At 71.2% G+C, this 23,451-nt stretch carries 24 protein-coding genes; 12 read left to right on the top strand and 12 right to left on the bottom strand.

Annotation, left to right across the window (positions count from 1 at the left end):
* Window positions 1–22 precede the first annotated feature (22 nt).
* The 5 genes from ACZ6Y1_RS34285 to ACZ6Y1_RS34305 all read right to left on the bottom strand — a co-directional run bounded on the left by ACZ6Y1_RS34285 (window position 23) and on the right by ACZ6Y1_RS34305 (window position 3,683).
* Entirely contained in the window at window positions 23–1,144 is a 1,122-nt protein-coding gene (locus ACZ6Y1_RS34285) for a DUF475 domain-containing protein (RefSeq protein WP_469639339.1), read from the bottom strand.
* A gap of 25 nt (window positions 1,145–1,169) precedes the next feature.
* The gene (locus ACZ6Y1_RS34290; protein ID WP_384579681.1) at window positions 1,170–1,745 is read right to left on the bottom strand and encodes a TerD family protein; all 576 of its coding nucleotides are present in this window, start codon (window positions 1,743–1,745) and stop codon (window positions 1,170–1,172) included.
* Window positions 1,746–1,959: 214 nt separating this feature from the next.
* A complete protein-coding gene (locus ACZ6Y1_RS34295; RefSeq protein WP_384579680.1) occupies window positions 1,960–2,535 on the bottom strand; it encodes a TerD family protein in 576 nt (191 codons plus the stop codon).
* A 102-nt stretch (window positions 2,536–2,637) separates the two neighbouring features.
* Complete coding sequence (locus tag ACZ6Y1_RS34300) at window positions 2,638–3,096, bottom strand: peroxiredoxin (RefSeq protein ID WP_384746165.1); 459 nt, start codon at window positions 3,094–3,096, stop codon at window positions 2,638–2,640.
* A 161-nt stretch (window positions 3,097–3,257) separates the two neighbouring features.
* The gene (locus ACZ6Y1_RS34305) at window positions 3,258–3,683 is read right to left on the bottom strand and encodes a DUF3052 domain-containing protein (RefSeq protein ID WP_371678684.1); all 426 of its coding nucleotides are present in this window, start codon (window positions 3,681–3,683) and stop codon (window positions 3,258–3,260) included.
* A 454-nt stretch (window positions 3,684–4,137) separates the two neighbouring features.
* Here ACZ6Y1_RS34305 and aceE point away from each other — a divergent pair, with 454 nt between their 5' ends.
* Entirely contained in the window at window positions 4,138–6,870 is a 2,733-nt protein-coding gene (aceE, locus tag ACZ6Y1_RS34310) for a pyruvate dehydrogenase (acetyl-transferring), homodimeric type (RefSeq protein WP_469639345.1), read from the top strand.
* Window positions 6,871–6,941: 71 nt separating this feature from the next.
* Window positions 6,942–7,733 (top strand): potassium channel family protein, encoded by a 792-nt coding sequence (locus ACZ6Y1_RS34315; protein ID WP_469639348.1) that lies wholly within the window; start codon window positions 6,942–6,944, stop codon window positions 7,731–7,733.
* On the opposite strand, the gene ACZ6Y1_RS34320 is transcribed toward ACZ6Y1_RS34315, so the two are convergent.
* Both ACZ6Y1_RS34320 and ACZ6Y1_RS34325 read right to left on the bottom strand, forming a co-directional pair.
* Window positions 7,714–8,094, bottom strand: coding sequence for a peptidase inhibitor family I36 protein (locus ACZ6Y1_RS34320; RefSeq protein WP_469639351.1), 381 nt, complete (start codon window positions 8,092–8,094; stop codon window positions 7,714–7,716). The genes ACZ6Y1_RS34315 and ACZ6Y1_RS34320 overlap by 20 nt on opposite strands.
* Window positions 8,095–8,303: 209 nt before the next feature.
* Window positions 8,304–9,896 carry an MFS transporter gene (locus ACZ6Y1_RS34325; protein WP_469639354.1) on the bottom strand — a complete coding sequence of 531 codons (1,593 nt, stop codon included), beginning with the start codon at window positions 9,894–9,896 and terminating at the stop codon, window positions 8,304–8,306.
* Between the two features lie 119 nt (window positions 9,897–10,015).
* Here ACZ6Y1_RS34325 and ACZ6Y1_RS34330 point away from each other — a divergent pair, with 119 nt between their 5' ends.
* Window positions 10,016–10,669, top strand: coding sequence for a TetR family transcriptional regulator (locus tag ACZ6Y1_RS34330; protein ID WP_469639356.1), 654 nt, complete (start codon window positions 10,016–10,018; stop codon window positions 10,667–10,669).
* 417 nt (window positions 10,670–11,086) lie between these two features.
* On the opposite strand, the gene ACZ6Y1_RS34335 is transcribed toward ACZ6Y1_RS34330, so the two are convergent.
* Window positions 11,087–11,209, bottom strand: a complete 123-nt coding sequence (locus tag ACZ6Y1_RS34335; protein ID WP_469639359.1) for a hypothetical protein — start codon at window positions 11,207–11,209, stop codon at window positions 11,087–11,089.
* Between the two features lie 18 nt (window positions 11,210–11,227).
* Here ACZ6Y1_RS34335 and ACZ6Y1_RS34340 point away from each other — a divergent pair, with 18 nt between their 5' ends.
* Together ACZ6Y1_RS34340 and ACZ6Y1_RS34345 are read left to right on the top strand one after the other, a co-directional pair.
* Window positions 11,228–12,457, top strand: coding sequence for an alpha/beta hydrolase (locus tag ACZ6Y1_RS34340; RefSeq protein ID WP_469639442.1), 1,230 nt, complete (start codon window positions 11,228–11,230; stop codon window positions 12,455–12,457).
* Between the two features lie 135 nt (window positions 12,458–12,592).
* Window positions 12,593–13,426: a DUF4429 domain-containing protein gene (locus ACZ6Y1_RS34345; protein ID WP_469639361.1), complete on the top strand. Its 834-nt coding sequence runs from the start codon at window positions 12,593–12,595 to the stop codon at window positions 13,424–13,426.
* Window positions 13,427–13,545: 119 nt separating this feature from the next.
* Here the strand turns inward: ACZ6Y1_RS34345 and ACZ6Y1_RS34350 are convergent, their stop codons facing one another.
* Together ACZ6Y1_RS34350 and ACZ6Y1_RS34355 are read right to left on the bottom strand one after the other, a co-directional pair.
* Entirely contained in the window at window positions 13,546–14,565 is a 1,020-nt protein-coding gene (locus ACZ6Y1_RS34350; protein ID WP_469639363.1) for an aldo/keto reductase, read from the bottom strand.
* Entirely contained in the window at window positions 14,562–14,945 is a 384-nt protein-coding gene (locus ACZ6Y1_RS34355) for a MerR family transcriptional regulator (protein ID WP_469639366.1), read from the bottom strand. The genes ACZ6Y1_RS34350 and ACZ6Y1_RS34355 overlap by 4 nt, the downstream gene beginning before the upstream one ends.
* A 78-nt stretch (window positions 14,946–15,023) precedes the next feature.
* On the opposite strand from ACZ6Y1_RS34355, the gene ACZ6Y1_RS34360 reads away from it, so the two are divergent.
* Window positions 15,024–15,851, top strand: coding sequence for a serine hydrolase domain-containing protein (locus ACZ6Y1_RS34360; RefSeq protein ID WP_469639445.1), 828 nt, complete (start codon window positions 15,024–15,026; stop codon window positions 15,849–15,851).
* Between the two features lie 168 nt (window positions 15,852–16,019).
* On the opposite strand, the gene ACZ6Y1_RS34365 is transcribed toward ACZ6Y1_RS34360, so the two are convergent.
* Complete coding sequence (locus ACZ6Y1_RS34365) at window positions 16,020–16,676, bottom strand: pirin family protein (RefSeq protein ID WP_469639369.1); 657 nt, start codon at window positions 16,674–16,676, stop codon at window positions 16,020–16,022.
* Between the two features lie 80 nt (window positions 16,677–16,756).
* On the opposite strand from ACZ6Y1_RS34365, the gene ACZ6Y1_RS34370 reads away from it, so the two are divergent.
* From ACZ6Y1_RS34370 to fabF, 5 genes are all read left to right on the top strand, one after another.
* Window positions 16,757–17,977 (top strand): PucR family transcriptional regulator, encoded by a 1,221-nt coding sequence (locus tag ACZ6Y1_RS34370; RefSeq protein ID WP_469639372.1) that lies wholly within the window; start codon window positions 16,757–16,759, stop codon window positions 17,975–17,977.
* Window positions 17,978–18,066: 89 nt separating this feature from the next.
* Window positions 18,067–18,984, top strand: a complete 918-nt coding sequence (locus ACZ6Y1_RS34375; protein ID WP_469639375.1) for an ACP S-malonyltransferase — start codon at window positions 18,067–18,069, stop codon at window positions 18,982–18,984.
* A gap of 19 nt (window positions 18,985–19,003) precedes the next feature.
* Window positions 19,004–20,008: a beta-ketoacyl-ACP synthase 3 gene (locus ACZ6Y1_RS34380; RefSeq protein ID WP_469639377.1), complete on the top strand. Its 1,005-nt coding sequence runs from the start codon at window positions 19,004–19,006 to the stop codon at window positions 20,006–20,008.
* Window positions 20,009–20,064: 56 nt separating this feature from the next.
* On the top strand, window positions 20,065–20,316 hold the full coding sequence (locus tag ACZ6Y1_RS34385) for an acyl carrier protein (RefSeq protein WP_354381875.1): 252 nt from the start codon (window positions 20,065–20,067) through the stop codon (window positions 20,314–20,316).
* 79 nt (window positions 20,317–20,395) lie between these two features.
* On the top strand, window positions 20,396–21,661 hold the full coding sequence (gene fabF, locus ACZ6Y1_RS34390) for a beta-ketoacyl-ACP synthase II (RefSeq protein WP_469639382.1): 1,266 nt from the start codon (window positions 20,396–20,398) through the stop codon (window positions 21,659–21,661).
* A gap of 64 nt (window positions 21,662–21,725) precedes the next feature.
* On the opposite strand, the gene ACZ6Y1_RS34395 is transcribed toward fabF, so the two are convergent.
* The gene (locus ACZ6Y1_RS34395) at window positions 21,726–22,220 is read right to left on the bottom strand and encodes a DUF3145 domain-containing protein (protein WP_030160508.1); all 495 of its coding nucleotides are present in this window, start codon (window positions 22,218–22,220) and stop codon (window positions 21,726–21,728) included.
* A 248-nt stretch (window positions 22,221–22,468) separates the two neighbouring features.
* On the opposite strand from ACZ6Y1_RS34395, the gene ACZ6Y1_RS34400 reads away from it, so the two are divergent.
* Window positions 22,469–23,365: an SGNH/GDSL hydrolase family protein gene (locus ACZ6Y1_RS34400; protein ID WP_469639385.1), complete on the top strand. Its 897-nt coding sequence runs from the start codon at window positions 22,469–22,471 to the stop codon at window positions 23,363–23,365.
* Window positions 23,366–23,451: the final 86 nt, after the last annotated feature.

Raw genomic sequence — 23,451 nt, forward strand, 5'->3', positions numbered from 1 at the left:
GCGTTCCGCATTACCGCGGCGGTCATGCCTCCGCGGCGGAAGCCTCCGGCTCCAGTTCCAGCTTCTTGTTGCGCCGCACCGAGGACCAGAAGGACCAGGCGATCAGCACCACGCCGATGAGGCCGGTGATGACCTCGTTGATCTCGTACTGGATGGTGACGAGCAGGAGCACCGCGAGGGCGCCGATGGCGTAGTGCGCGCCGTGCTCCAGGTAGACGTACTCGTCGAGGGTGCCCTGGCGGACCAGGTAGACCGTCAGCGAGCGGACGTACATGGCACCGATGCCGAGGCCGAGGGCCATGAGCACGATGTCGTTGGTGATGGCGAAGGCGCCGATGACCCCGTCGAAGGAGAAGGAGGCGTCGAGGACTTCCAGGTAGAGGAACATGAAGAAGGCGGCCTTGCCGGCCATGGCGACGGCCGAGACGGGCTTGCCGCTCTTCTTCGCCTCCTCCTCGGCCTCGTGCTCGGCCTCCTCCTCTTCCTCGAGCCGGTTCTCGAAGTAGCCGGAGAGGCCGCCGACGATCATGTAGGTGATCAGGCCGAGGACGCCGGAGATCAGGACGGTCTGCGCCTTGTCCACGTGGACGCCGCCGTGCTGGTGGGCCTGGGTGGCGACGGTCATCGAGGCGATGACCAGGACGATCAGCGCGACGCACGCGGACAGCATGTCGATCTTGCCGAGCTTGGCGAGCGGGCGCTCCAGCCAGGCGAGCCACTGGATCTCACGCTCCTCGAAGATGAAGTCGAGGAAGATCATCAGCAGGAACATGCCACCGAACGCGGCGATGGACGGGTGGGCGTCCGTGACGAGCTGCTGGTACTGCTCCTTGTCGTTCAGCGCCAGCTGGACGGCCTCGATGGGCCCGATCTTGGCGCTGATGGCCACGATGACGACGGGGAACACCAGTCGCATACCGAAGACCGCGATGAGCACACCGACCGTGAGGAAGATCTTCTGCCAGAAGGCATTCATCTTCTTCAGGATTCCGGCGTTGACCACCGCGTTGTCGAAGGACAGCGAGATCTCGAGGATCGTCAGGATCGCCACGATGCCGAAAGCGGTCCACCCCCCGTAGAACACCGCTGCGGCCAGACCGAGCGCAGTGACTGCGAACGACCAGCCGAAGGTTTTCAGAACCACTGGCACCCCATCGTCTTGTACGGCTTTACGAAACGTTGACCCCGAAGTCTAGAGCGATGCCCCGGAGGCCCGACGCGTACCCCTGCCCTACCGCCCGGAACTTCCATTCACCCCCGTAGCGGTAGACCTCGCCGAAGATCATCGCGGTCTCGCTGGACGCGTCCTCGGAGAGGTCGTAGCGGGCCAGTTCCTGGCCGTCCGCCTGGTTCACCACGCGGATGAAGGCGTTGCTGACCTGGCCGAAGCTCTGCCGGCGGACGTCCGCCTCGTGGATGGAGACCGGAAAGACGATCTTGTCGACCATCTCCGGCACCTTGGTGAGGTCGATGATGATCGACTCGTCGTCGCCTTCACCCTCGCCGGTGAGGTTGTCCCCCGTGTGTTCGACGGAGCCGTCGGGGCTCCTGAGGTTGTTGTAGAAGACGAAGTAGTCGTCCCCGAGTACGCGGCCGCTGTTGCACAGCAGCGCGCTGGCGTCGAGGTCGAAGTCGGCTCCCGTGGTGGAGCGCGCGTCCCAACCGAGGCCGATCAGAACCCGGGTGAGGTTCGGTGCGGCCTTGGAGAGGGAGACATTGCCCCCCTTGGCGAGTGTGACGCCCATGTTGTGGTCCTCCCCGGACGACGGTGTGACGGCGGTGCGGTGACGGCGGTGCGGCGGTGCGGTGTTGCCATGGTGCGGCGGTGCCGTGGTGGCGGTGGTGCGGTGGCGGTGCCGTGACGGCTGCGCCGCGGCGGCGGGTGGTCCGCCGGCGGCAAAGCCGGTCCGGCGCCGTACACACAGTGCACGGCGCCGGACGGTTGGACTGCTCTCGGGGTCAGACGTTGACGCCGAAGTCCTGAGCGATGCCGCGCAGGCCCGAGGCGTAGCCCTGGCCGATGGCGCGGAACTTCCACTCCGCACCGTTGCGGTAGAGCTCGCCGAAGACCATGGCGGTCTCGGTCGAGGCGTCCTCGGAGAGGTCGTAGCGGGCGAGCTCGGAGTTGTCGGCCTGGTTCACGACGCGGATGTACGCGTTGCGGACCTGGCCGAAGCTCTGCTGGCGGGCCTCGGCCTCGTAGATCGAGACGGGGAAGACGATCTTCGCGACATCGCCCGGGACGCCGGCGAGGTTCACCTTGATCGCCTCGTCGTCGCCCTCGCCCTCACCGGTGGTGTTGTCACCGGTGTGCTCGACCGAGCCGTCGGGGCTCTTGAGGTTGTTGAAGAAGACGAAGTTCGCGTCGGTGGCGACCTTGCCCTGGTCGTTGGTCAGGATCGCGCTCGCGTCGAGGTCGAAGTCGACGCCGGTGGTGGTGCGAGCGTCCCAGCCCAGACCGACGATGACCGCCGTCAGGTTAGGCGCGGCCTTGGTCAGCGAGACGTTGCCGCCCTTGCTGAGGCTGACTCCCACTGGTCCTCCATTGGGTTCTGTGTGGGGCGGGGCCCCGTCGTGCGGTTGCAATCGGATCAACGTTTCGATCCTAGTGACGGGTTCCCGGCCCACAGGGGGTTTTTAGAGGCTGTCGAGCGCCTTGATGTACTCGTTCAGGTCACGGGCGTCGGGCAGCCCGTTGACCACGGTCCAGCGCACGACGCCGTCCTTGTCGATGATGAAGGTGCCGCGCACCGCGCAGCCCTTCTCCTCGTCGAAGACTCCGTAGGCGCGGGAGGTCTCGCCGTGCGGCCAGAAGTCCGACAACAGCGGGTAGTCGAGGCCCTCCTGCTCGCCGAAGACCCGGAGGGTGGGCACGGAGTCGTTGGAGACCGCGAGGAGCTGCACGTCGTCGTTCTGGAAGCGGGGCAGCTGGTCACGCAGCTCGCACAGCTCGCCCGTGCAGACGCCGGTGAAGGCGAACGGGTAGAAGAGCAGCACCACGGCCTTCTCCCCCCGGAAGTCGGAGAGCCGCACCACCCGGCCGTGGTTGTCCTTGAGCTCGAAGTCCGGGGCCTTGTCGCCGACCTCGATCGCCATCTCTCGCATCCCTTCGTTCCCGCATCCCTGCGTTGGGCTGTTCGGGTGAGTCAAAGCCTAGGCCCTGGGGCCCCCGGAGCCGGGAACGCACACACCCCGCCGACCGGGGGTCACCTGGTCGGCGGGGTGTGGGTGCGTCTCCGCTCGGCTGCGGGTGCGGCTCAGCGCTTGGCCTTGGCGGCCTTCGGCGTCACCAGCTTGGTAGAGGTCCACTCCTTGCCGACGGGCAGGCCCTTGGCAAGCGAGAGGCCGGCCGTCTCGGCGGCCTCGCTGATGTCGCTGGCCTCGACGTAGCCGTCACGGCCCGTCTTGGGGGTCAGCAGCAGGATCAGTGCGCCGTCCTCGACCAGCTCGGTCGCATCGACCAGGGCGTCCGTCAGATCGCCGTCCTCGTCACGGAACCACAACAGCACCGCGTCGGCGACGTCGTCGTAGTCCTCGTCGGCGAGCTCGCTGACGAGCTTCTCGACGCCGTCACGGAATTCCTGATCGACGTCGTCGTCGTAGCCGATCTCCTGGACCACCTGTTCGGACTGGAAACCCAGCCGGGCGGCCAGGCTCTCCGCGTGGTCCGCGGTCGCGCTCACGGGGTGCCTCCTGCTCATGTTCGGTGAATGTTCTTCGGCGGCGCGCGTACGCGCAGCATTGGGCGTAGTCCACACGGGAGCGGCGGATCGCGCAAGTACCCGGCCGCCGAGACCGTCGAAACGGTGACGATTGCGGCCGTCTCGCCGCAACTTTCAGCCTTCCCGCGCGGACCTCTCGTGATTCATCCCACACCATTCCAGCTCATTCGGCATCGCTTGAGGACTTTCCTACCTGTTTGAGGGACGAACGGCCTTGCGAATGCGCTGTCCGGCTTGGGCGTAAGGTTGCGATCTGTCCGGAACCGCCGCCGGTCCCGCCGCCGCCCGCCCCCTACGTTTCCTGCCGACGCCAGGGGTTACCCGGTGGTACAGATGACGATCACGGCCGAGAGTAAGACCATGGGAGGCGGCGCACCCGGCCTCAGCACGACTCCCCCGACAGCGAAGGAACAGCGTGGCTTCCGCATCCGATCGCAATCCGATCATCATTGGCGGCCTCCCGAGTCAGGTCCCGGACTTCGATCCGGAGGAGACGCAGGAGTGGCTGGACTCCCTGGACGCAGCGGTCGACGAGCGGGGCCGCGAACGCGCCCGCTACCTCATGCTGCGCCTGATCGAGCGGGCCCGCGAGAAGCGCGTGGCCGTGCCCGAGATGCGCAGCACGGACTACGTCAACACGATCGCCACCAAGGACGAGCCGTTCTTCCCCGGCAACGAGGAGATCGAGCGCAAGGTCCTGAACGCCACCCGCTGGAACGCGGCCGTCATGGTCTCCCGCGCCCAGCGTCCCGGGATCGGCGTCGGCGGCCACATCGCCACGTTCGCCTCCTCCGCCTCCCTCTACGACGTGGGCTTCAACCACTTCTTCCGGGGCAAGGACGAGGGCGACGGCGGCGACCAGATCTTCTTCCAGGGCCATGCCTCCCCCGGCATCTACGCGCGCGCCTACCTCCTGGACCGGCTCACCGAGCAGCAGCTCGACGCCTTCCGGCAGGAGAAGTCGAAGGCCCCCTACGGCCTTTCGAGCTACCCGCACCCGCGGCTGATGCCGGACTTCTGGGAGTTCCCGACCGTCTCGATGGGCCTGGGCCCGCTCGGTGCGATCTACCAGGCCCGGATGAACCGGTACATGGAGGCGCGCGGGATCGCGGACACCTCCAAGTCCCACGTTTGGGCGTACCTCGGCGACGGCGAGATGGACGAGCCGGAGTCGCTCGGCCAGCTGTCGATCGCCGCCCGCGAGGGCCTGGACAACCTGACCTTCGTCGTGAACTGCAACCTGCAGCGCCTCGACGGCCCGGTCCGCGGCAACGGGAAGATCATCCAGGAGCTGGAGTCGCAGTTCCGCGGCGCCGGCTGGAACGTGATCAAGCTGATCTGGGACCGCTCCTGGGACCCGCTGCTGGCCCAGGACCGCGACGGCATCCTGGTCAACAAGATGAACTCCACCCCGGACGGGCAGTTCCAGACGTACGCCACCGAATCGGGTGCGTACATCCGTGAGCACTTCTTCGGCGGTGACCAGCGGCTGCGCGCGATGGTCGAGAACATGACCGACGACCAGATCCTGCACCTGGGCCGAGGCGGCCACGACCACAAGAAGGTCTACGCGGCCTACGCGGCTGCCAAGGCCCACAAGGGCCAGCCGACGGTGATCCTGGCGCAGACGGTCAAGGGCTGGACGCTCGGCCCGAACTTCGAGGGCCGCAACGCGACGCACCAGATGAAGAAGCTGACGGTCGACGACCTCAAGCGCTTCCGCGACCGCCTGCACATCCCGATCACGGACCAGCAGCTGGAGAGCGGCGCGCCGCCGTACTACCACCCGGGCCGCAACTCGCCCGAGATCCAGTACATGCACGACCAGCGCAGCGCGCACGGCGGCTACGTGCCGACCCGTGTGGTGCGCGCCAAGCCGCTGCAGCTGCCGGACGACAAGACGTACGCGGCCGCCAAGAAGGGCTCGGGCCACCAGTCGATCGCGACCACGATGGCCTTCGTCCGCATCCTGAAGGACCTGATGCGGGACAAGGAGATCGGCAAGCGGTTCGTGCTGATCGCGCCGGACGAGTACCGCACCTTCGGCATGGACGCGTTCTTCCCGAGCGCCAAGATCTACAACCCGCTGGGGCAGCAGTACGAGGCGGTCGACCGCGACCTGCTGCTCGCCTACAAGGAGTCCCCGACCGGCCAGATGCTGCACGACGGCATCTCGGAGGCGGGCTGCACGGCCTCGCTCATCGCCGCGGGTTCGGCGTACGCGACGCACGGCGAGCCGCTGATCCCGGTCTACGTCTTCTATTCGATGTTCGGTTTCCAGCGCACGGGTGACCAGTTCTGGCAGATGGCCGACCAGCTGGCGCGCGGTTTCGTGCTGGGTGCGACCGCGGGCCGGACCACCCTGACGGGTGAGGGGCTCCAGCACGCGGACGGTCACTCCCAGTTGCTGGCCTCGACGAACCCGGGCTGTGTCGCCTACGACCCGGCCTACGGCTACGAGATCGCGCACATCGTCCAGGACGGTCTGCGGCGCATGTACGGGCCCGAGGCGGAGGACGTCTTCTACTACCTGACCGTCTACAACGAGCCGATCCAGCACCCGGCGGAGCCGGCGGATGTCGATGTGGACGGCATCCTCAGGGGCATCCACAAGGTGTCGACGGGGACGGCGGGCGCGATCGGGGCGCAGATCCTGGCCTCGGGCGTGGCCGTGCCGTGGGCCCTGGAGGCCCAGCGGCTGCTCGCCGAGGACTGGAACGTCCGGGCGGACGTCTGGTCGGCGACCTCCTGGAACGAGCTGCGCCGTGAGGCCGTCGAGGTGGAGGAGCACAACCTGCTCCACCCGGAGGAGGAGCAGCGCGTCCCGTACGTGACGCGGAAGCTGTCGGGTGCGGAGGGGCCGTTCGTGGCGGTCTCCGACTGGATGCGCTCGGTCCCGGACCAGATCTCGCGCTGGGTGCCGGGCACGTACACCTCGCTGGGCGCGGACGGCTTCGGCTTCGCCGACACGCGCGGTGCGGCGCGGCGCTTCTTCCACATCGACGCGCAGTCGGTGGCCCTGGCGACGCTCACCGAGCTCGCCCGTGAGGGGAAGATCGACCGCTCGGTGCTGAAGCAGGCGGTCGACCGGTACCAGCTGCTGGACGTGGCGGCGGCGGACCCGGGCGCGGCGGGCGGCGACGCGTAGCCTTCACCCTTCCGTGGGGGTGCTGGGACACCTGTCCCAGCACCCCTTACGTGTTCTTTACGATGCTTTGCATGAAGGAACCCTCACGTCAGGTGCGCTGGGAGCGCTGGACGCAGACCCCGCTGCTGGTCCTCGCCCTGGCTTTCGCCGTCGCGTACGCCGTGCCCATCGTGGCGCCGGACGCGGATCCGGCGGTGCACCGGGCCTGCACCCACGCGGAGTGGGTGGTGTGGGGGGCCTTCGCCCTCGACTACCTGGTACGCCTCACCCTGGCCCCCGCCCGGAAGCGGTTCATCCGCACGCACTGGCTGGACCTGGCGGCCGTGGTGCTGCCGCTGGTGCAGCCGCTGCGGCTGCTCCGGCTGGTCGCCACCCTGATGCTGGTGGGGCGGCGGGCCCGGATGGCGCCGCAGATCCGGCTGACGACGTACGTGGCCGGGGCCGTGGTGGGGCTGCTGATGTTCGGCTCGCTGGCGGTGCTGAGCGTGGAGCGGGACGCGCCCGAGGGGAACATCAAGAACCTGGGCGACGCGGTGTGGTGGTCCTTCACCACCATGACGACGGTCGGGTACGGGGACCACTCCCCCACCACCGGCATGGGCCGGGTGCTGGCCGTCGGGCTGATGCTGTCGGGCATCGCCCTGCTCGGTGTGGTCACCGCGAACATCGCTGCCTGGTTCATCGCCCGGTTCGAACGCGACGACCGGGTGGAGCGGCTCCAGTTGGTCGCCCTCCAGGAACTCCAGGCGGAGGTGCGGGCGCTGCGCGCCGAGGTCGCCCGGCTGGGCGGCGGGGGCGCCGACCAGCCGGGGGCCGCCCCGGCGCCGCGCGAGGCCGCGCCCTCTAGTGCTCCCACACCTTGAACGCCCGTACCTGGTAGGGCGACTGGGGCAGCCAGACCCCGTCGCCGGAGTAGGTCTGGAACTCGCCGGTCTCGCCGCATTCGGCGGACTGGTAGGTGGTGACCGGGCGGCCGGTCCGGTTGGCGAGGGACTGGGCGCTGGTGCCGGCGGGCAGGGCGGTGCAGCTCTCGATGTCGAGGCCGCTCAGCTCGTAGGTCTGCCGCTTGCCCTTGAACTCGGCCTTGCCCCACAGGCAGAGCTGCCCGGTGGCGCAGCCGTTCAGCGTCGGCGGGCCGGCCGCGTGTGCGGGGCCGGCTGTGCCCGGGATGAGGGCGCTCAGGGTCAGGGCGAGCACGGCGAAAGTGGTGTTCCACGTACGCATGACGGGTCAACTCCTTGCTGACGGGCGGCGCCCGGACCGTTTCCGGGGCTTCGCCGCTACCCACGCTGACCTGCGAGGACGGCCGGACGGAAGGGGGCTCCGGCAGCTCCACCCTGATAGGCGACAGCCCCGCCGGAACCGTCCGGCGGGGCTGCCGTGCGTACGGAGTTGACGCCTCCGGGGCCGCGGGGGCGCCCGGGAGCGGCGGCTCAGATGTGGGCCGCGCCCGCCCCCTGGGAGGCGTTCTCGCCGCGCTTGGTGAAGCAGGCGACGACGGCGGCGAGGACCGCGACGACGCCGGCGACCGTGAAGGCGGTGCCCATGCCGTCCACGAACGTCTCGTGGGCGACGTCGGTGATCCGCCGGGCGATCTCGGCCGGGACTCCCTGGGGCACCGGGGCGATGCCCACCTGGACCCCCTTCTCGGCGAGCCCGGTCTGCTCCGGGGTGAGCGGGGGCAGTTGTGCGGCCCGCCAGTTGTCCCCGAACGAGTTGCCGACCGTGCCGGCCATGACCGCGCCGAGGACCGCGGTGCCGAGGCTGCCGCCGACCTGCATGGCGGCCTGCTGGAGCCCGCCGGCCACGCCGGACAGCTCCAGCGGGGCGTTGCCGACGATGACCTCGGTGGCGCCGACCATGACGGGCGCGAGACCGAGGCCGAGCAGGGCGAACCACAGCGACATGGTGAGGGTGCCGGTGTCCGGGGTGAGCCGGGCCATCCCGAAGCAGGCGGCGGCGGTGGCGACCATGCCGGCGACGAGCGGGACGCGCGGGCCGACCTTGGTGATCGCGGCGCCGGCCAGCGGAGAACCGATGATCATCATGCCGGTCAGCGGGAGCAGGTGCAGGCCGCTGTCGACGGGGCTCATCCCGTGCACGTTCTGCAGGTAGAAGGTGACGAAGAACAGACCGCCCATGAAGGCGAAGGCCATCAGGACCATCAGCACGGTGCCCGCGGACAGGGGCAGGGAGCGGAACATGCCCAGCGGGATCAGCGGCTCGGAGACCCTGGTCTCCCAGAAGGTGAAGAGGAAGAAGCCGAGTGCGGCGCCGGCCAGGAAGAGCAGCGTCCGGGAGTCGCCCCAGCCCCATTCCGCGGCCTTGATCAGGGCCCAGATGAGGGAGAACATCGCCGCCGACAGCAGCAGGATGCCGAGGAGGTCGAAGGAGCGCGGGGCGTTCTCCGCACGGTGGTCGACCAGGATGAACAGGCCGAAGAGCAGCGCGACGATCCCGACGGGCACGTTGATGAAGAACACGGACTGCCAGCTGACGTGCTCGACGAGCAGGCCGCCGACGATGGGGCCGGCCGCCGTCGAGGCGCCGATGACCATGCCCCAGATGCCGATGGCCATGTTGAGCTTCTCGGCGGGGAAGGTGGCGCGCAGCAGGCCGAGCGCGGCGGGCATCAGCAGCGCGCCGAACAGACCCTGGGCGACGCGGAAGCCGATGACGAGCTCGACGCCGGTGGACAGGCCGATCGCGGCGGAGGAGAGCGCGAAGCCCGCGATGCCTATGAGGAAGGTCTGGCGGTGGCCGAAGCGGTCGCCGAGCTTGCCCGCGGTGATCAGGGAGACCGCGAGGGCCAGCAGGTAGCCGTTGGTGATCCACTGGACCTCGGCGAGCGTGGCGCTGAGGTCCTGCTGGATCGCGGGGTTGGCGACGGCGACGATCGTGCCGTCGAGGGTGACCATCATGACGCCGATCGCCACGGCGAAGAGGGTCAGCCAGGGGTGGCCGCGCAGCCCGGGGCGGGCCGCGGCGGGCTCCGATTCCTTGGCCAGGGTGATCTGACTAGTCATGCGGACAGGCTAGTGACAGTGGCTGACACTTCGCGGACGGGTTAACGAGACAGTAACTGTCAGGTCGGTCACAGATAGCCTGACCCTTCACTCAGCGTCAGAGAGGACCCCCTGCGGTGATGACCGACTCGGACGCCGGAGCCGCCGGCGGACTGCGCGAGCGCAAGAAGCGGCGTACCAGGGACGCGCTGCTGCGCGCCGCCCTGCTGCTCTTCCTCGCCCGGGGGTACGAGCGGACGACCGTCGACGAGATCACCGAGGCCGTGGACGTGTCCCAGCGCACCTTCTTCCGCTACTTCGCGAACAAGGAGGAGGTCGCCTTCGCCGTCCAGGACCTCGTCGAGTCGCACTTCGTCGCGGCGCTGCGGTCCCGGCCGCCCGGGGAGGGCCCCTTCGAGGCGATGCGGGCGGCGGTCCTCGACGCGTGGGACACCCTCGACGAGGCCCTCTCGGAGGTGGTCCCGGTCGACCTCTACATGCGCACCTACCGGATGATCGAGTCGACTCCGGCACTCCTCGCGGTGCACCTGAGGCGCTCGGCGGACCTGGAGGAGCTGATCGCCCGGCTGATCGCGGAGCGCGAGGGGCTCGACGTCGACGCCGACCCGCGGCCGCGGGTGGCCGTCGCCGCCTTCACCGGAGTGATGCGGGTCACGGGGCGGCTCTGGGGGCAGGGTGAGGACACCAGCGTGGCCGCGATCCGCCGGATGACCGAGTCGTACCTCGACCAGATCGGCCCGGCCCTGTCGGCCCCTTGGCGCGGCTCGGCCTGACGACACCACCACGCCTGCGGCGAGCCCACCCCGACCCGCGGCAGCCCGACACCCCCGCCACCCGAGACCGGCCGACCCGAACCAGGCCGAGCGGCGCCGGGCCGAGCCGGCCCGGGGCGGGCGGTCGGGAGCGAGCCGGCCCGGGGCGGGGCGGGGCGGCCGAGCCTGGCCGGGGCGGGGCGGGGCGGCCGAGCCGGGGCGGGGCGGGGCGGCCGAGCCGGGGCGGGGCGGCCCAGCCCGGCCGGGTCGGCCGGGCGGGCGAGCCGGGCCGGGTCGGCCGGGCGGGCGAGCCGGGCCGGGTCGGCCGGGCGAGGTCCTGGGGAGTGTGTCCTCGTCCTCACGCCTGCGGGCACCGCGCCGTGCGCTGGGCCACACGGCGGCAGAGGTGCGGTGCCGGCCGTGCGCCCCGGGCGGCGGTCAACTCCCGTCCGCCGTACGGGCCGTGCGGCCCCGTCCGGCCGGGCCCGCCGCGAGGCGCACCGGCACCCGGTCGGCCGTGAGGCGCGTCACCCGGCGCGTCCTGGCGGGAAGACGTCTCATACGCTGGTCGTAGTGAACGTGCCCGGCCTCGCCCACCCCACCGCTCCCGGCGCCGACCCGCGCCCCGCCGCCCTGCGTGCCCTGCTCGCGCTCGCGGTCGTCTTCGTCCTGCTCGCGACCACCGGCTGGACGGCCGTGCACCGCCCCGAGGGCGGTACTCCGCTGCGGGCGGCCTCGCTGGCCGCCTGGAAGAGCGCGCGGATCGACGGCCGCCCGGTACCGCCCGCGGACGCGGACGCCTCCACCGTGGCCCGCTTCTTCGCCGGCCTCGACCCCGCCCAGCGGTCCGACCTGGCCGAAAGCTACCCCCTCGTCGTCGGCAACCTCGACGGGGCCCCGGCCGCGACCCGCTACCGGGCCAACCTCCTCGGCCTGCTGCAGGCCGTACAGGTCGAGGACGCGCGCAGCCGCGACGTCGCCCTCACCCCCGCCGACCGCGCCACGGCCGTCCGCCGGGCCCACCGCTTCGCCTCGCTCGCCGAACCCGGGCGGCAGATCCTCGCCTTCGACCCGACCGGCACCGGCCTGGTCGCCGAGGTCTTCGGCGACCTCGACCGGGCCCGCCGGGTCTCGGTGATCGTCCCCGGCGTCGACACCGACGCGCTCACCTTCGAGCGCACCCAGCGTTACTTCACCGCTCCCGTCGGCATGGCCGAGTCCCTGTACGAGGCCGAGCGCGCGGCCGCGCCCGGCAGCCGGACCGCGGTCATCGCCTGGGCCGGCTACACCGCCCCCACCGGGGTCGGCATGGACGCGGCCACCGGCCACATGGCCTTCGACGGCGCCGTCCGCCTGAAGGCGCTGGCCGGGGCGCTTCCCGGCGATTCGAGCGTGGCCCTGTTCTGCCACAGCTACGGATCGGTGGTGTGCGGGGTCGCGGCGCACGAACTCCCCGCCCGGGTCACGGACATCGTGGTGGCGGGCAGCCCGGGCATGCGCACGCAGAACGTGGCCGGACTGCACACCTCGGCCCGGGTCTGGGCCACCCGCGACCAGGGCGACTGGATCGCCGACGTACCGCACCTGGAGGTCGGCGGGCTGGGCCACGGCGCCGACCCGGTCTCCCCCGGCTTCGGCGCGCGGCTGCTGTCCTCGGCCGGCGCCAGGAGCCACACCGGCTATTTCACGCCGGGCACGGACTCGCTGCGCAACTTCGCCGGGGTCGGAACCGGTGCGTTCGGTTCCATCATCTGCGCGACCGGGGCGGACGGGTGCGGACGCGGAGTCTCCGGGTCGGAGCAGGACTGACGCACGCGGATGGGCGCGTAGCCACGCGGAGGGGCGCGTAGCCACGCGGACGGGCGCGTAGCCACGCGGAGGGCGTGAAAACGGGCCACGCAGTGAGGGGGACGCGCGGGGGCGGCTCCCTTTACGATGTGCCGCATGGGTGACGTACTGGCCGGAAACCATGCCGTCTGGGAGTTCGACTCGGACTCGGTGCTCATCCGCTTCGCACGGGGGATGCGAACGCCAAGGCTCTTTCACGCCCTCGGCCCGCGCCGGGTCCCCCTGGAAGCGGTGTCCGGGGTGACCTTGACCCCGGGGAAGCGGGACACGGTGGTGCTGCGCGCCGTCCCGCGGCCCGGCGCGGATCCGCTGGTGGAGGCCGCCGCAGGGCAGCTGCGGGAGGCCTGCGACCCGTACCGGCTGGTCCTGCCGGGCGAACGGGCCCCGCAGGCCGCCGCCTTCGCCGACGCCCTGCTGGCCCGGCTGGGTCCGGATCCGGCCGAGCCGGCCGAGCGCTTCCTGGTCGGCGTACCGCGGCCGGCGCTGCTGAAGGCGTACGACGGCCGGGTGGGCTTCGACGGGTCCGCGATCACCTTCCACTGGTCCCGTACGGGCGCCACGAGCACCAAGTGGAAGGCCTGCGACCAGCGTTACCCGCTGTCCGCGCTGACCGGGGTGGAGTGGCGGTCCCCCGAAGGGCCCGGCGGGCACCTGCGGCTGCTGCTGCGGGACTCCGTCGGGGATCCGCGCCCGGACCACGACCTGGCGGCGGCGGTCTTCGGCATGGGGTACGGGGCGGTGCACGAGTCGCTGCCGTTCGCGGCGGGGGTGCTGGCCGCTGTGCGGGGGCGGGCCGCGGTGTCGTCGGTGCCCCGTGCGCGGGACTCCGGTGAGCGGCTCCACCACCTGAGCGAGCTCCACAGTGCGGGGCTGCTGACGGACGCCGAGTACGCGGCGCTGCGGGATCGTTTCACCGCGGAGTCCCTGTAGGGCGGGCAGGGGCGCAGCCGCTGCGCGGGGCCGTCCCCTGCCCGCCCTTCCCCCGTTCCCCGGGCTCCGCCCGGACCCGGTCCTCAAACGCCGGACGGGCTGGATTTTCCCGCCCGGGGTCAGGCCTCCCGGGCCAGCGACGTGAACGTCATGTCGGGGTAACGGTCGCCCGCGACCTCCGCGGCGATCGGCTCCAGCAGGGCCAGTTCCGCCGCCGTCAGGGTGATCCCCGCCGCCGCCGTGTTCTCGCGGAGGCGCCCCGGCTTGCGGGTGCCGGGGATCGGGATCACCGTCAGGCCGTGCACCTGCGCCCGCTGATGCACCCACGCCAGGGCGATCTGCGCCGCAGTGGCGCCGCGCCCGGCCGCCACCTCCCGGATCGGGGCCAGCAGCGCGGCGTTGGCTTTCGCGTTGTCCCCGGTGAACCGCGGCTGGCGGAGCCGGAAGTCGCCCTCCGACAGCTCCGCGGCGGCGTCCGCGAACGCCCCCGCCAGGAAGCCCCGCCCCAGCGGCGAGTACGGCACGAAGGCCACGCCCAGCTCCGCCGCCGCGCCGACCGCGCTGCGTTCCACGTCCCGGCTGAAGAGCGACCACTCCGACTGCAGGGCCGCGATCGGGTGGATGGCGTGCGCTTCGCGCAGCTCCGCGCCCGTGACCTCGCTGAGCCCGAGCCGGCGGACCTTGCCCTCGGCCACCAGCTCCGCCATCTCCCCCACCGACTCCGACAGCGGCACGGCCGGGTCGCGCCGGTGCATGTAGTACAGGTCGATGACGTCCACGCCGAGCCGGCGCAGGCTGCCCTCGACGGCCCGCCGGATGTAGGTGCGCTCGTTGCGGATCCCCCGGTACGTCGGGTCCTCGTTGCGCTCGATGCCGAACTTCGTCGCGAGGGTGATCTCGTCGCGGTGCGCGGCCACGAACGGGGCGAGGAACTCCTCGTTCCGCCCCTGCCCGTAGACGTCCGCCGTGTCGATGAGGGTCACCCCGGCGGCCAGCGCCGCCTCCAGCGTCTCGCGGGCCGCCGCCTCGTCGACGGCCCCGTAGTGCTCGCTCATGCCCATGCAGCCGAGGCCCTGGACACCGACCAGGGGCCCGCCCTTGCCGAGCTCGACCTGTTCGATCTTCTTCTGCTCCGTCACGATCGTGCCTTCCCCGAGTAAATGCCGATCTTGTAGTCCAGTACGGCGAGCGCGTCGGTCAGCTCCGAGAGCCGCGCCCGCACCTCGCTCCGCGTCCGTTCCAGCAGCGCGCGCCGCTCGTCGACCGTGTGGTCGCCCTCCCGCACCAGCTCCGCGTAGCGGACCATGTCCGCCACCGACATGCCGGTGGCGCGCAGCTTGCCCACGAAGGACAGCCAGTGGAGGTCCTGGTCGCTGAAGCGGCGCTGCCCCGAATGGGAGCGGTCCACGTGCGGCATCAGCCCGATCCGCTCGTACCAGCGCAGCGTGTGCTGGGTCAGACCGGTGCGGGCCTCGACCTCGCTGATCGTGTACCGCGTCTGCGTCAGGCTCTGGCTCATGGCCCCACGCTAAAACCCTTGAGTGCACTCCAAGCAAGTAGGCTCGGCGGCATGGAGAGCGTGGAGGGCGTCAACAGCATGGAAAGCCTGCGGATCATCGAGACCTGGCCGGTGGGGACCGCCGCGGCGGCCGTCGTGCGCGCCGACGGCAGCCCGGCCGGTTCCCACGGGCCGGTGGACCACCGTTTCGCGCTGGCCTCGGTGACCAAGCCGCTCGCCGCGTACGCCGCCCTCGTCGCCTACGAGGAGGGGGCCATCGAGCTGGACGAACCGGCCGGGCCCGAGGGGTCGACGGTCCGTCACCTCCTCGCGCACACCAGCGGTCTGGCCTTCGACGAGCACCGGGTGACCGCCCCGCCCGGGGACCGCCGGCTGTACTCGAACGCCGGTTTCGAGGTGCTCGGCGACCACATCGCGAAGGCCACCGGAATCCCCTTCGCCGAGTACCTGCACCAGGCCGTCTTCGAGCCGCTCGGCATGACCTCCAGCAGCCTGGAGGGCTCCCCCGCCAAGGACGGCGTCTCCACCGTCGCCGACCTGCTGCGGTTCGCCGCCGAGCTGCAGGCGCCCCGGCTCCTCGACGTCCGCACGGTCGCCGAGGCCACCTCCGTCGTCCACCCCGGCCTCAAGGGCGTCCTGCCGGGTTACGGACACCAGTCCCCCAACGACTGGGGGCTCGGCGTGGAGATCCGCGACGGCAAGTCCCCGCACTGGACGGGCGCTTCCTCCTCGCCGCGCACGTTCGGCCACTTCGGCCAGGCGGGCACCTTCCTGTGGGTCGACCCGGACGCCCGCGCCGCGTGCGTGGCGCTCACGGACCGGGCCTTCGGCCCGTGGGCCGTCGCGGCCTGGCCCCCGTTCACCGACGCGGTCCTGGCCGAGCTGCGCTCCGGGCGGGCGGCCTAGTGCCGTGACCGGAAAGATTCACAAGGTCGCGCTGCCCGGCACGGCACCTCGCCGCGTTGTCGGACCACGGCGGTACGTCCAGTACGAGCCGTGGCCCTCCGCCTTGCGACGCACCGCACCGGACAACGCGACCCGGCAAACCCTTCCGGTCACGGCACTGGGCACGGCTCAGGCGGGCAGTTCGAAGATCAGCAGCTCCCCCGGGGAGCCCGCGGTGATCTCCAGGTCCTTCTCCCCGGTGATCCGCACCGAGTCGCCGGGACCGAGCTCTGCCCCGTCCAGGCGCAGGTCACCGCGCACCACGTGCAGGTAGACCCGCTCCGCCTCCGGTACGGGGACCCGCTCGCCCGCGCCGGGCCGCCGGACGCGCAGGACGGCGCCGGCCGCGGGGATCGCGTACGGCGTCGCGTCGTCGATGCCGGTGACCACCTCGTACGAGGGCTCCCCGCCGGCGGTGAGGGGCGCGAGCCACGTCTGCACGAAGCGCAGCCGCTGGGCGCCGTCGTTGCGCTCGACGTGCCGCGCCCCGGAGCCGGCGCCGAGCCGCTGCACGTCCCCGGGGCGGACCACGCCCTGTTCGCCGGTGCTGTCCTGGTGGGTGAGCTCGCCCTCGACGACCCAGGTGACGATCTCGGTGTGGCTGTGCGGGTGCTCGTCGAAGCCGGCGCCGGGGGCGAGGGTCTCCTCGTTGCAGGCCAGGACGGGCCCGAAGCGCAGGTTGTCCGGGTCGTAGAAGGACCCGAAGGAGAAGGCGTGGCGGCTGGTGATCCCGGCGTCCGGGTCCCCGCCCTCGTACCGGTCCGTACCGCGGCGCACATCAATCATGAGGGCCACCGTAGCGCCGGGGCGGCGCCGTGGACGGGACCGGACTCCGCGCAGCCCCGTCGATAAGGCAGTCTTGTCCCGTGCCCCAACCCGAACGTGAGCATTCCCCCGCGACACAGGCCGCGCCCCCCGCGGCTCCCGCCCATCCGCACGCCGCGACGCTGCGCCGACTGGAGAAGTCCTCCGGGCGGCTCGCCGCGAACGCGATCGCGCGCATGGACGAGACACTGCCGTGGTACCGGGCGATGCCCCCGGAGAACCGGTCCTGGATCGGCCTGGTCGCGCAGGCCGGTATCGCCGCGTTCACGGAGTGGTTCCGGCACCCCGAGACCCCCCAGGCGATCTCGACGGACGTCTTCGGTACGGCTCCGCGCGAGCTGACCCGGGCGATCACGCTGCGCCAGACGGTGGAGATGGTCCGCACCACGATCGAGGTGATGGAGACCGCGATCGAGGAGGTGGCGGCCCCGGGCGACGAGTCGATCCTGCGCGAGGCGCTGCTGGTGTACGCCCGGGAGATCGCCTTCGCGACGGCCCAGGTGTACGCGCAGGCCGCCGAGGCGCGCGGCGCGTGGGACGCCCGGCTGGAGTCCCTGGTCGTCAACGCGGTGCTGTCGGGCGAGGCCGACGAGGGCGCCCTGTCGCGTGCGGCGGCGCTCGGCTGGAACTCCCCGGAGCACGTGTGCGTGGTGCTGGGCACCGCGCCGGAGGGCGACAGCGAGCTGACGGTCGAGGCGATCCGGCGTGCGGCCCGCCACCACAAGCTCCAGGTCCTGACGGGCGTGCTGGGCGACCGCCTGGTCGTCATCGCGGGCGGCAGCGACAACCCGCTGCAGGTCGCGAAGTCCCTGATCGGGCCGTTCGCGGCCGGTCCGGTGGTGGCCGGGCCGGTGGTGCCCGACCTGCTGAACGCGACGAAGTCGGCCCAGGCCGCGGCGGCCGGGCTGAAGGCCTGCACGGCCTGGCAGGACGCCCCGCGACCGGTTCTGGCGGACGATCTCCTGCCGGAGCGGGCCATCGCCTCGGATCCCGCTGCCCGCGAGCAGTTGGTGGAGGAGATCTACAGACCGCTGGAGGAGGCGGGGTCGGCGCTGCTGGAGACGCTGAGCGTCTACCTGGAGCAGGCGAGCAGCCTCGAAGGGGCCGCGCGGATGCTGTTCGTGCACCCCAACACGGTGCGCTACCGGCTCCGACGTGTGACCGACGTCACCGGATGGTCGCCGTCGGATGTCCGCTCGGCGTTCACGCTGCGGATCGCCCTGATTCTGGGGCGCCTGGCCGACGGGGATCCTCAGTCCTAGACTTTTGTCGGACATCAACAATTACCCCGACCGTTCTTGGTCCCTGTCCCCACGGGCGGCAGGGACCATCCACAAGAGAGAGTGTGAGGGTGCTCGTACTCGTCGCTCCCGGCCAAGGCGCTCAGACGCCCGGCTTCCTGACTCCCTGGCTGGACCTTCCCGGTGCCGCCGACCGCGTTGCCGCGTGGTCGGACGCCATCGGGCTGGACCTCGCCCACTACGGCACGAAGGCTGACGCCGACGAGATCCGCGACACGGCGGTGGCCCAGCCGCTGCTGGTCGCCGCGGGTCTGCTGTCCGCGTCCGCCCTTGGTTCCGCCTCCGCTTTCGGTGCGGTCTCCGGTCACAGCGTCGGTGAGATCACCGCCGCCGCGGTCGCGGGCGTGCTGTCCGAGGCCGACGCGCTGTCCTTCGTGCGGACGCGCGGTCTGGGCATGGCGGAGGCCGCCGCGGTCACCGAGACCGGCATGGCCGCCGTCCTCGGCGGCGACCCGGACGTCGTCGTGGCCCACCTGGAGAAGCTGGGCCTGACCCCGGCCAACATCAACGGAGCGGGCCAGATCGTGGCCGCCGGCACCATGGAGCAGATCGCTGCCCTGGAGGCCGACAAGCCCGAAGGCTCCATGAAGGTCGTCGCCCTCAAGGTCGCGGGCGCCTTCCACACGCACCACATGGCCCCGGCGGTCGCCACGCTGGAGGAGGCCGCCAAGGCCCTCTCCCCGGCGGACCCGGCGCTGAAGTACGTCTCCAACAAGGACGGCGCCGTCGTCACCTCGGGTGCCGACGTCGTCGCCCGCCTGGTCGGCCAGGTCGCGAACCCGGTCCGCTGGGACCTGTGCATGGAGACCTTCGGCGAGCTGGGCGTCACAGGAATCATCGAGCTCTGCCCCGGCGGTACCCTCACGGGCCTGGCCAAGCGCGCGCTGAAGGGCGTTCCGAGCGTGGCCCTGAAGACGCCGGACGATCTCGACAAGGCCGCGGCGCTCGTCGCCGAGCAGTCGGCCTGAGCGAAGGAGCCCACACAGCATGTCCAAGATCAAGCCAGGCAAGGGCTCCCCGTACGCCCGCATCCTCGGTGTCGGCGGTTACCGCCCGGCCCGGGTGGTGCCCAACGAGGTCATCCTCGAGACGATCGACTCCTCGGACGAGTGGATCCGTTCCCGGTCCGGCATCGCGACGCGCCACTGGGCCTCGCCCGAGGAGACCGTCGCCGCGATGTCGGTGGAGGCCTCCGGCAAGGCGCTGGCCGACGCCGGTGTCTCGCCCGAGCAGATCGGTGCGGTGATCGTCTCGACGGTCTCGCACTTCAAGCAGACCCCGGCCGTCGCGACCGAGATCGCGCACCGGGTCGGCGCCGTCAAGCCCGCCGCCTTCGACATCTCCGCCGGCTGCGCCGGGTTCGGCTACGGCCTGACCCTGGCCAAGGGCATGGTCGTCGAGGGCTCGGCGCAGTACGTACTCGTCATCGGCGTGGAGCGGCTCTCGGACCTGACCGACCTGGAGGACCGCGCGACGGCCTTCCTGTTCGGTGACGGTGCCGGCGCCGTGGTCGTCGGTCCTTCGGAAGAGCCGGCCATCGGCCCCACGGTGTGGGGTTCGGAGGGCGACAAGTCCGAGACCATCAAGCAGACCGTGCCGTGGGACGAGTACCTCGGCAAGGACGGCGGCGAGAAGTTCCCGGCCATCACGCAGGAGGGTCAGGCGGTCTTCCGCTGGGCCGTCTTCGAGATGGCCAAGGTGGCCCAGCAGGCGCTCGACGCCGCCGGGATCACCGCGGACGACCTGGACGTCTTCATCCCGCACCAGGCAAACATGCGGATCATCGACTCGATGGTGAAGACTCTGAAGCTGCCGGAGCACGTGACGGTCGCCCGTGACGTGGAGACCACCGGCAACACCTCGGCCGCCTCGATCCCGCTCGCAATGGAGCGGCTCCTGGCGACCGGAGCGGCGAAGAGCGGCGACACCGCGCTCGTCATCGGCTTCGGGGCGGGACTCGTCTACGCCGCGACGGTCGTTACCCTCCCCTAGGGCCGGGATCCGTTTCCAGCCCTGTTCCACCTCAGTAGCTATAGAAGGAGCGCCACATGGCCGCCACGCAGGAAGAGATCGTCGAGGGTCTCGCGGAGATCGTCAACGAGATCGCGGGCATCCCGGTCGAGGACGTCGAGATCGGCAAGTCCTTCACCGACGACCTGGACGTCGACTCGCTGTCCATGGTCGAGGTCGTCGTCGCCGCCGAAGAGCGCTTCGACGTCAAGATCCCGGACGAGGACGTCAAGAACCTCAAGACGGTCGGCGACGCCGCCGACTACATCCTGAAGCACCAGGCCGCCTGAGCCTGACGAGCGTTTGTCGCCACCCGGCGGTGGCGCCGTGACAATTCAGCACCCCCTGAGACGTGGAGAAAGAATTCCTGTGAGCCCGACCAATCGCACCGTGGTCGTCACCGGTATCGGCGCAACCACTCCGCTGGGTGGCGACAGCGCTTCGACCTGGGAAGGTCTGCTTGCCGGCCGTTCCGGCGTGAAGCCCCTGGAGGGTGAGCGCTTCGCCGAACTCCCGGTCCGTATCGCCGCCCCGGTCGCCGTGGACCCGAGCGAGGTCCTGCCCCGCCCCCTGGCCCGCAAGCTGGACCGCTCGGCGCAGTTCGCCGTCATCGCGGCCCGTGAGGCCTGGGCCGACGCGGGTTACACCGCCCCGGCCGGCGAGGACGAGTCCGTCGTCCCCGAGCGCCTGGGCACCGTCATCGCCTCCGGCATCGGCGGCGTGACGACCCTGCTCGACCAGTACGACGTACTGAAGGAAAAGGGTGTGCGCCGGGTCTCCCCGCACACCGTCCCGATGCTCATGCCGAACGGCCCCTCGGCCAACGTCGGCCTCGAGGTCAACGCCCGTGCGGGCGTGCACACTCCGGTCAGCGCCTGCGCGTCCGGCGCCGAGGCCATCGGCTACGCCGTCGAGATGATCCGTACCGGCCGCGCCGACGTGGTCGTCGCGGGCGGCACCGAGGCGGCGATCCACCCGCTGCCGATCGCCGCGTTCGCCAACATGATGGCGATGTCCAAGAACAACGAGAGCCCGACCACGGCTTCCCGCCCGTACGACAAGGCCCGTGACGGCTTCGTGCTGGGCGAGGGCGCCGGCGTGGTGATCCTGGAGTCCGCGGAGCACGCCGCCGCGCGTGGCGCCCGGGTCTACTGCGAGGTGCTGGGCCAGGGCCTGTCCGCGGACAGCCACCACATCGCGCAGCCGGAGCCGACGGGCCGCGGTGTCGCGGCCGCCGTGCAGAACCTGCTCGACAACACGGGTCTCGACCCGGCCGAGCTGGTCCACGTGAACGCGCACGCCACGTCCACCCCGCAGGGTGACACGGCCGAGATCAAGGCCCTGCGCAAGGTCCTGGGCGACGACCTCGACCACATCGCGATCTCCGCGACCAAGTCGATGACCGGTCACCTGCTGGGCGGCGCGGGCGGGATCGAGACCGTCGCGACCGTGCTGGCGCTGTACCACCGCCTGGCCCCGCCGACGATCAACGTCGACGCGCTCGACGACGACATCGACGCGGACATCGTCGTGGGCGAGCCGCGCAAGCTGCCGGCCGACGGCCCGATCTCCGCGATCAACAACTCCTTCGGCTTCGGCGGTCACAACGTGACGCTCGCCTTCCGCAGCGTGTGATGTCGTAGGACATGGAGAAGGGGCCCCGCCCGGCGACTGCCGGGCGGGGCCCCTTCTCCATGTCCTAGACCACCTGGTGGAGCCAGCGGACCGGGGCGCCCTCGCCCGCGTAGCGGAAGGGCTCCAGTTCGTCGTCCCAGGGCTTGCCGAGCAGCTTGGCGATCTCCGCCTCCAGGTCGGTCTCACCGCGCGCCGACCGGGCGAGGGCGGCGCGCAGCCGGTCCTCCGGGATGAGGATGTCGCCGTGCATGCCGGTGACGGCGTGGAAGATGCCCAGTTCCGGGGTGGAGCTGTAGCGCTCGCCCTCGGCGGTCGGGCACGGTTCCGCGGTCACCTCGAAGCGCAGCAGGTGCCAGCCGCGCAGTGCGGAGGCGAGCTTCGATGCGGTGCCCGCTTCGGCCTGCCAGGAGAACTCGGCTCTCCAGGTTCCGGGGGAGGCGGGCTGACGGATCCAGTCGAGGTTCACCCGCACCCCGAGCACTCCCGCAACAGCCCATTCCACGTGCGGGCAGAGCGCACGCGGTGCGGAATGCACGTACAGAACTCCACGTGTCGTCACCGGGACCTCCAGTGTGGGACGAGGTCGGGAATAAACTCCAGAAAACGGACAGTATGTGACGTGATGTAATGTAACGGAAATTATTTGACATTGCGCTACGGGACTTGCGGCCGAAACGCCACGGGAAAAAGCTACCGTGCGCCAGGGGTCCTGGTGTGACGTACGGTCGCTCCGGAGCCCGCGAACACAGAGCTTTCACTCAGCAGGACCCCCGTGGGGCACGGGGACGACCAGGAGGGGACCTTCCCATGCGCACCACCCCCGCACGCCGCCGCGCACGCCGCGCATTCGCGGGCGCGGGCGCGACGGCCGTGCTGCTGACCGGCGCCGTGACGGGGTGCGGCCCGGGCGCGTCGGGCGGCGGGGGCAAGCGGGAGGCGCACGCCGGGCCGCGCTGGAACACGGCTCCCGCCTCCATCGCGGCGGTGGGCGACTCGATCACCCGTGGTTTCGACGCCTGTTCGGTACTGGCCGACTGCCCCGAGGTCTCCTGGGCCACGGGCAACGACCCCGCTGTGCGCTCCCTGGCCACGCGCCTCATCGGGGACGTGGAGGCCCCCGGGCGCAGCTGGAACTTCGCGGTGACCGGCTCGCGCATGGCGGACCTGCCGGGGCAGATGGCGGAGGCGGCCCGGCACAGGCCCGACCTGGTCACGGTCATGGTGGGCTCGAACGACGCCTGCCGGCCCACGGCTTCGTCGATGACGCCGGTGGCGCAGTTCCGGGCCGGTTTCGAGCAGACCCTGGCCGGGCTGCGGGCCGCCTCGCCCACCTCGCAGGTGTACGTCTCCAGCGTGCCGGACCTCCAGCGGCTGTGGGAGCAGGGCAAGGACAGCCCGATGGTGCGGCAGATCTGGAAGCTGGGCATCTGTCAGTCGATGCTCGCCGACCCGCTGTCGGCGGGCTCGGGTGCGACGGCCCGGCGCGAGCAGGTGCGGGCGCGGGTGGTGGAGTACAACGAGGTGCTGCGCGAGGTCTGCGCGAAGGACGCGCTGTGCCGCTACGACGGCGGCGCGGTGTTCCAGTACCCCTTCTCGGCGGAGCAGTTGAGCCGCTGGGACTGGTTCCATCCGGGCAAGGACGGGCAGGCGCGGCTGGCGGAACTGGCGCACCGACAGGTGACGGCCGCGGAGCCGCCGCGTTGACGCTCGTATGAACGAAGGACCGGGAGCAGGTGTCAGGGCCTGCCCCCGGTCCGGCTTCTCATCGACCCCGGCAGGGGTGATTTCCG

The sequence above is a fragment of the Streptomyces sp. NPDC053432 genome (assembly GCF_055585365.1).

Excerpts from the sequence above, each read along its gene's own strand:
- ACZ6Y1_RS34290 (WP_384579681.1), bottom strand. The coding sequence starts at position 1,745 with ATGGGCGTCACACTCGCCAAGGGGGGCAATGTCTCCCTCTCCAAGGCC.
- ACZ6Y1_RS34300 (WP_384746165.1), bottom strand. The coding sequence starts at position 3,096 with ATGGCGATCGAGGTCGGCGACAAGGCCCCGGACTTCGAGCTCAAGGAC.
- ACZ6Y1_RS34315 (WP_469639348.1), top strand. The coding sequence starts at position 6,942 with ATGAAGGAACCCTCACGTCAGGTGCGCTGGGAGCGCTGGACGCAGACC.
- ACZ6Y1_RS34320 (WP_469639351.1), bottom strand. The coding sequence starts at position 8,094 with ATGCGTACGTGGAACACCACTTTCGCCGTGCTCGCCCTGACCCTGAGC.
- ACZ6Y1_RS34325 (WP_469639354.1), bottom strand. The coding sequence starts at position 9,896 with ATGACTAGTCAGATCACCCTGGCCAAGGAATCGGAGCCCGCCGCGGCC.
- ACZ6Y1_RS34330 (WP_469639356.1), top strand. The coding sequence starts at position 10,016 with ATGACCGACTCGGACGCCGGAGCCGCCGGCGGACTGCGCGAGCGCAAG.
- ACZ6Y1_RS34335 (WP_469639359.1), bottom strand. The coding sequence starts at position 11,209 with ATGAGACGTCTTCCCGCCAGGACGCGCCGGGTGACGCGCCTCACGGCC.
- ACZ6Y1_RS34345 (WP_469639361.1), top strand. The coding sequence starts at position 12,593 with ATGGGTGACGTACTGGCCGGAAACCATGCCGTCTGGGAGTTCGACTCG.
- ACZ6Y1_RS34355 (WP_469639366.1), bottom strand. The coding sequence starts at position 14,945 with ATGAGCCAGAGCCTGACGCAGACGCGGTACACGATCAGCGAGGTCGAG.
- ACZ6Y1_RS34360 (WP_469639445.1), top strand. The coding sequence starts at position 15,024 with ATGGAAAGCCTGCGGATCATCGAGACCTGGCCGGTGGGGACCGCCGCG.
- ACZ6Y1_RS34365 (WP_469639369.1), bottom strand. The coding sequence starts at position 16,676 with ATGATTGATGTGCGCCGCGGTACGGACCGGTACGAGGGCGGGGACCCG.
- ACZ6Y1_RS34380 (WP_469639377.1), top strand. The coding sequence starts at position 19,004 with ATGTCCAAGATCAAGCCAGGCAAGGGCTCCCCGTACGCCCGCATCCTC.
- ACZ6Y1_RS34385 (WP_354381875.1), top strand. The coding sequence starts at position 20,065 with ATGGCCGCCACGCAGGAAGAGATCGTCGAGGGTCTCGCGGAGATCGTC.
- ACZ6Y1_RS34400 (WP_469639385.1), top strand. The coding sequence starts at position 22,469 with ATGCGCACCACCCCCGCACGCCGCCGCGCACGCCGCGCATTCGCGGGC.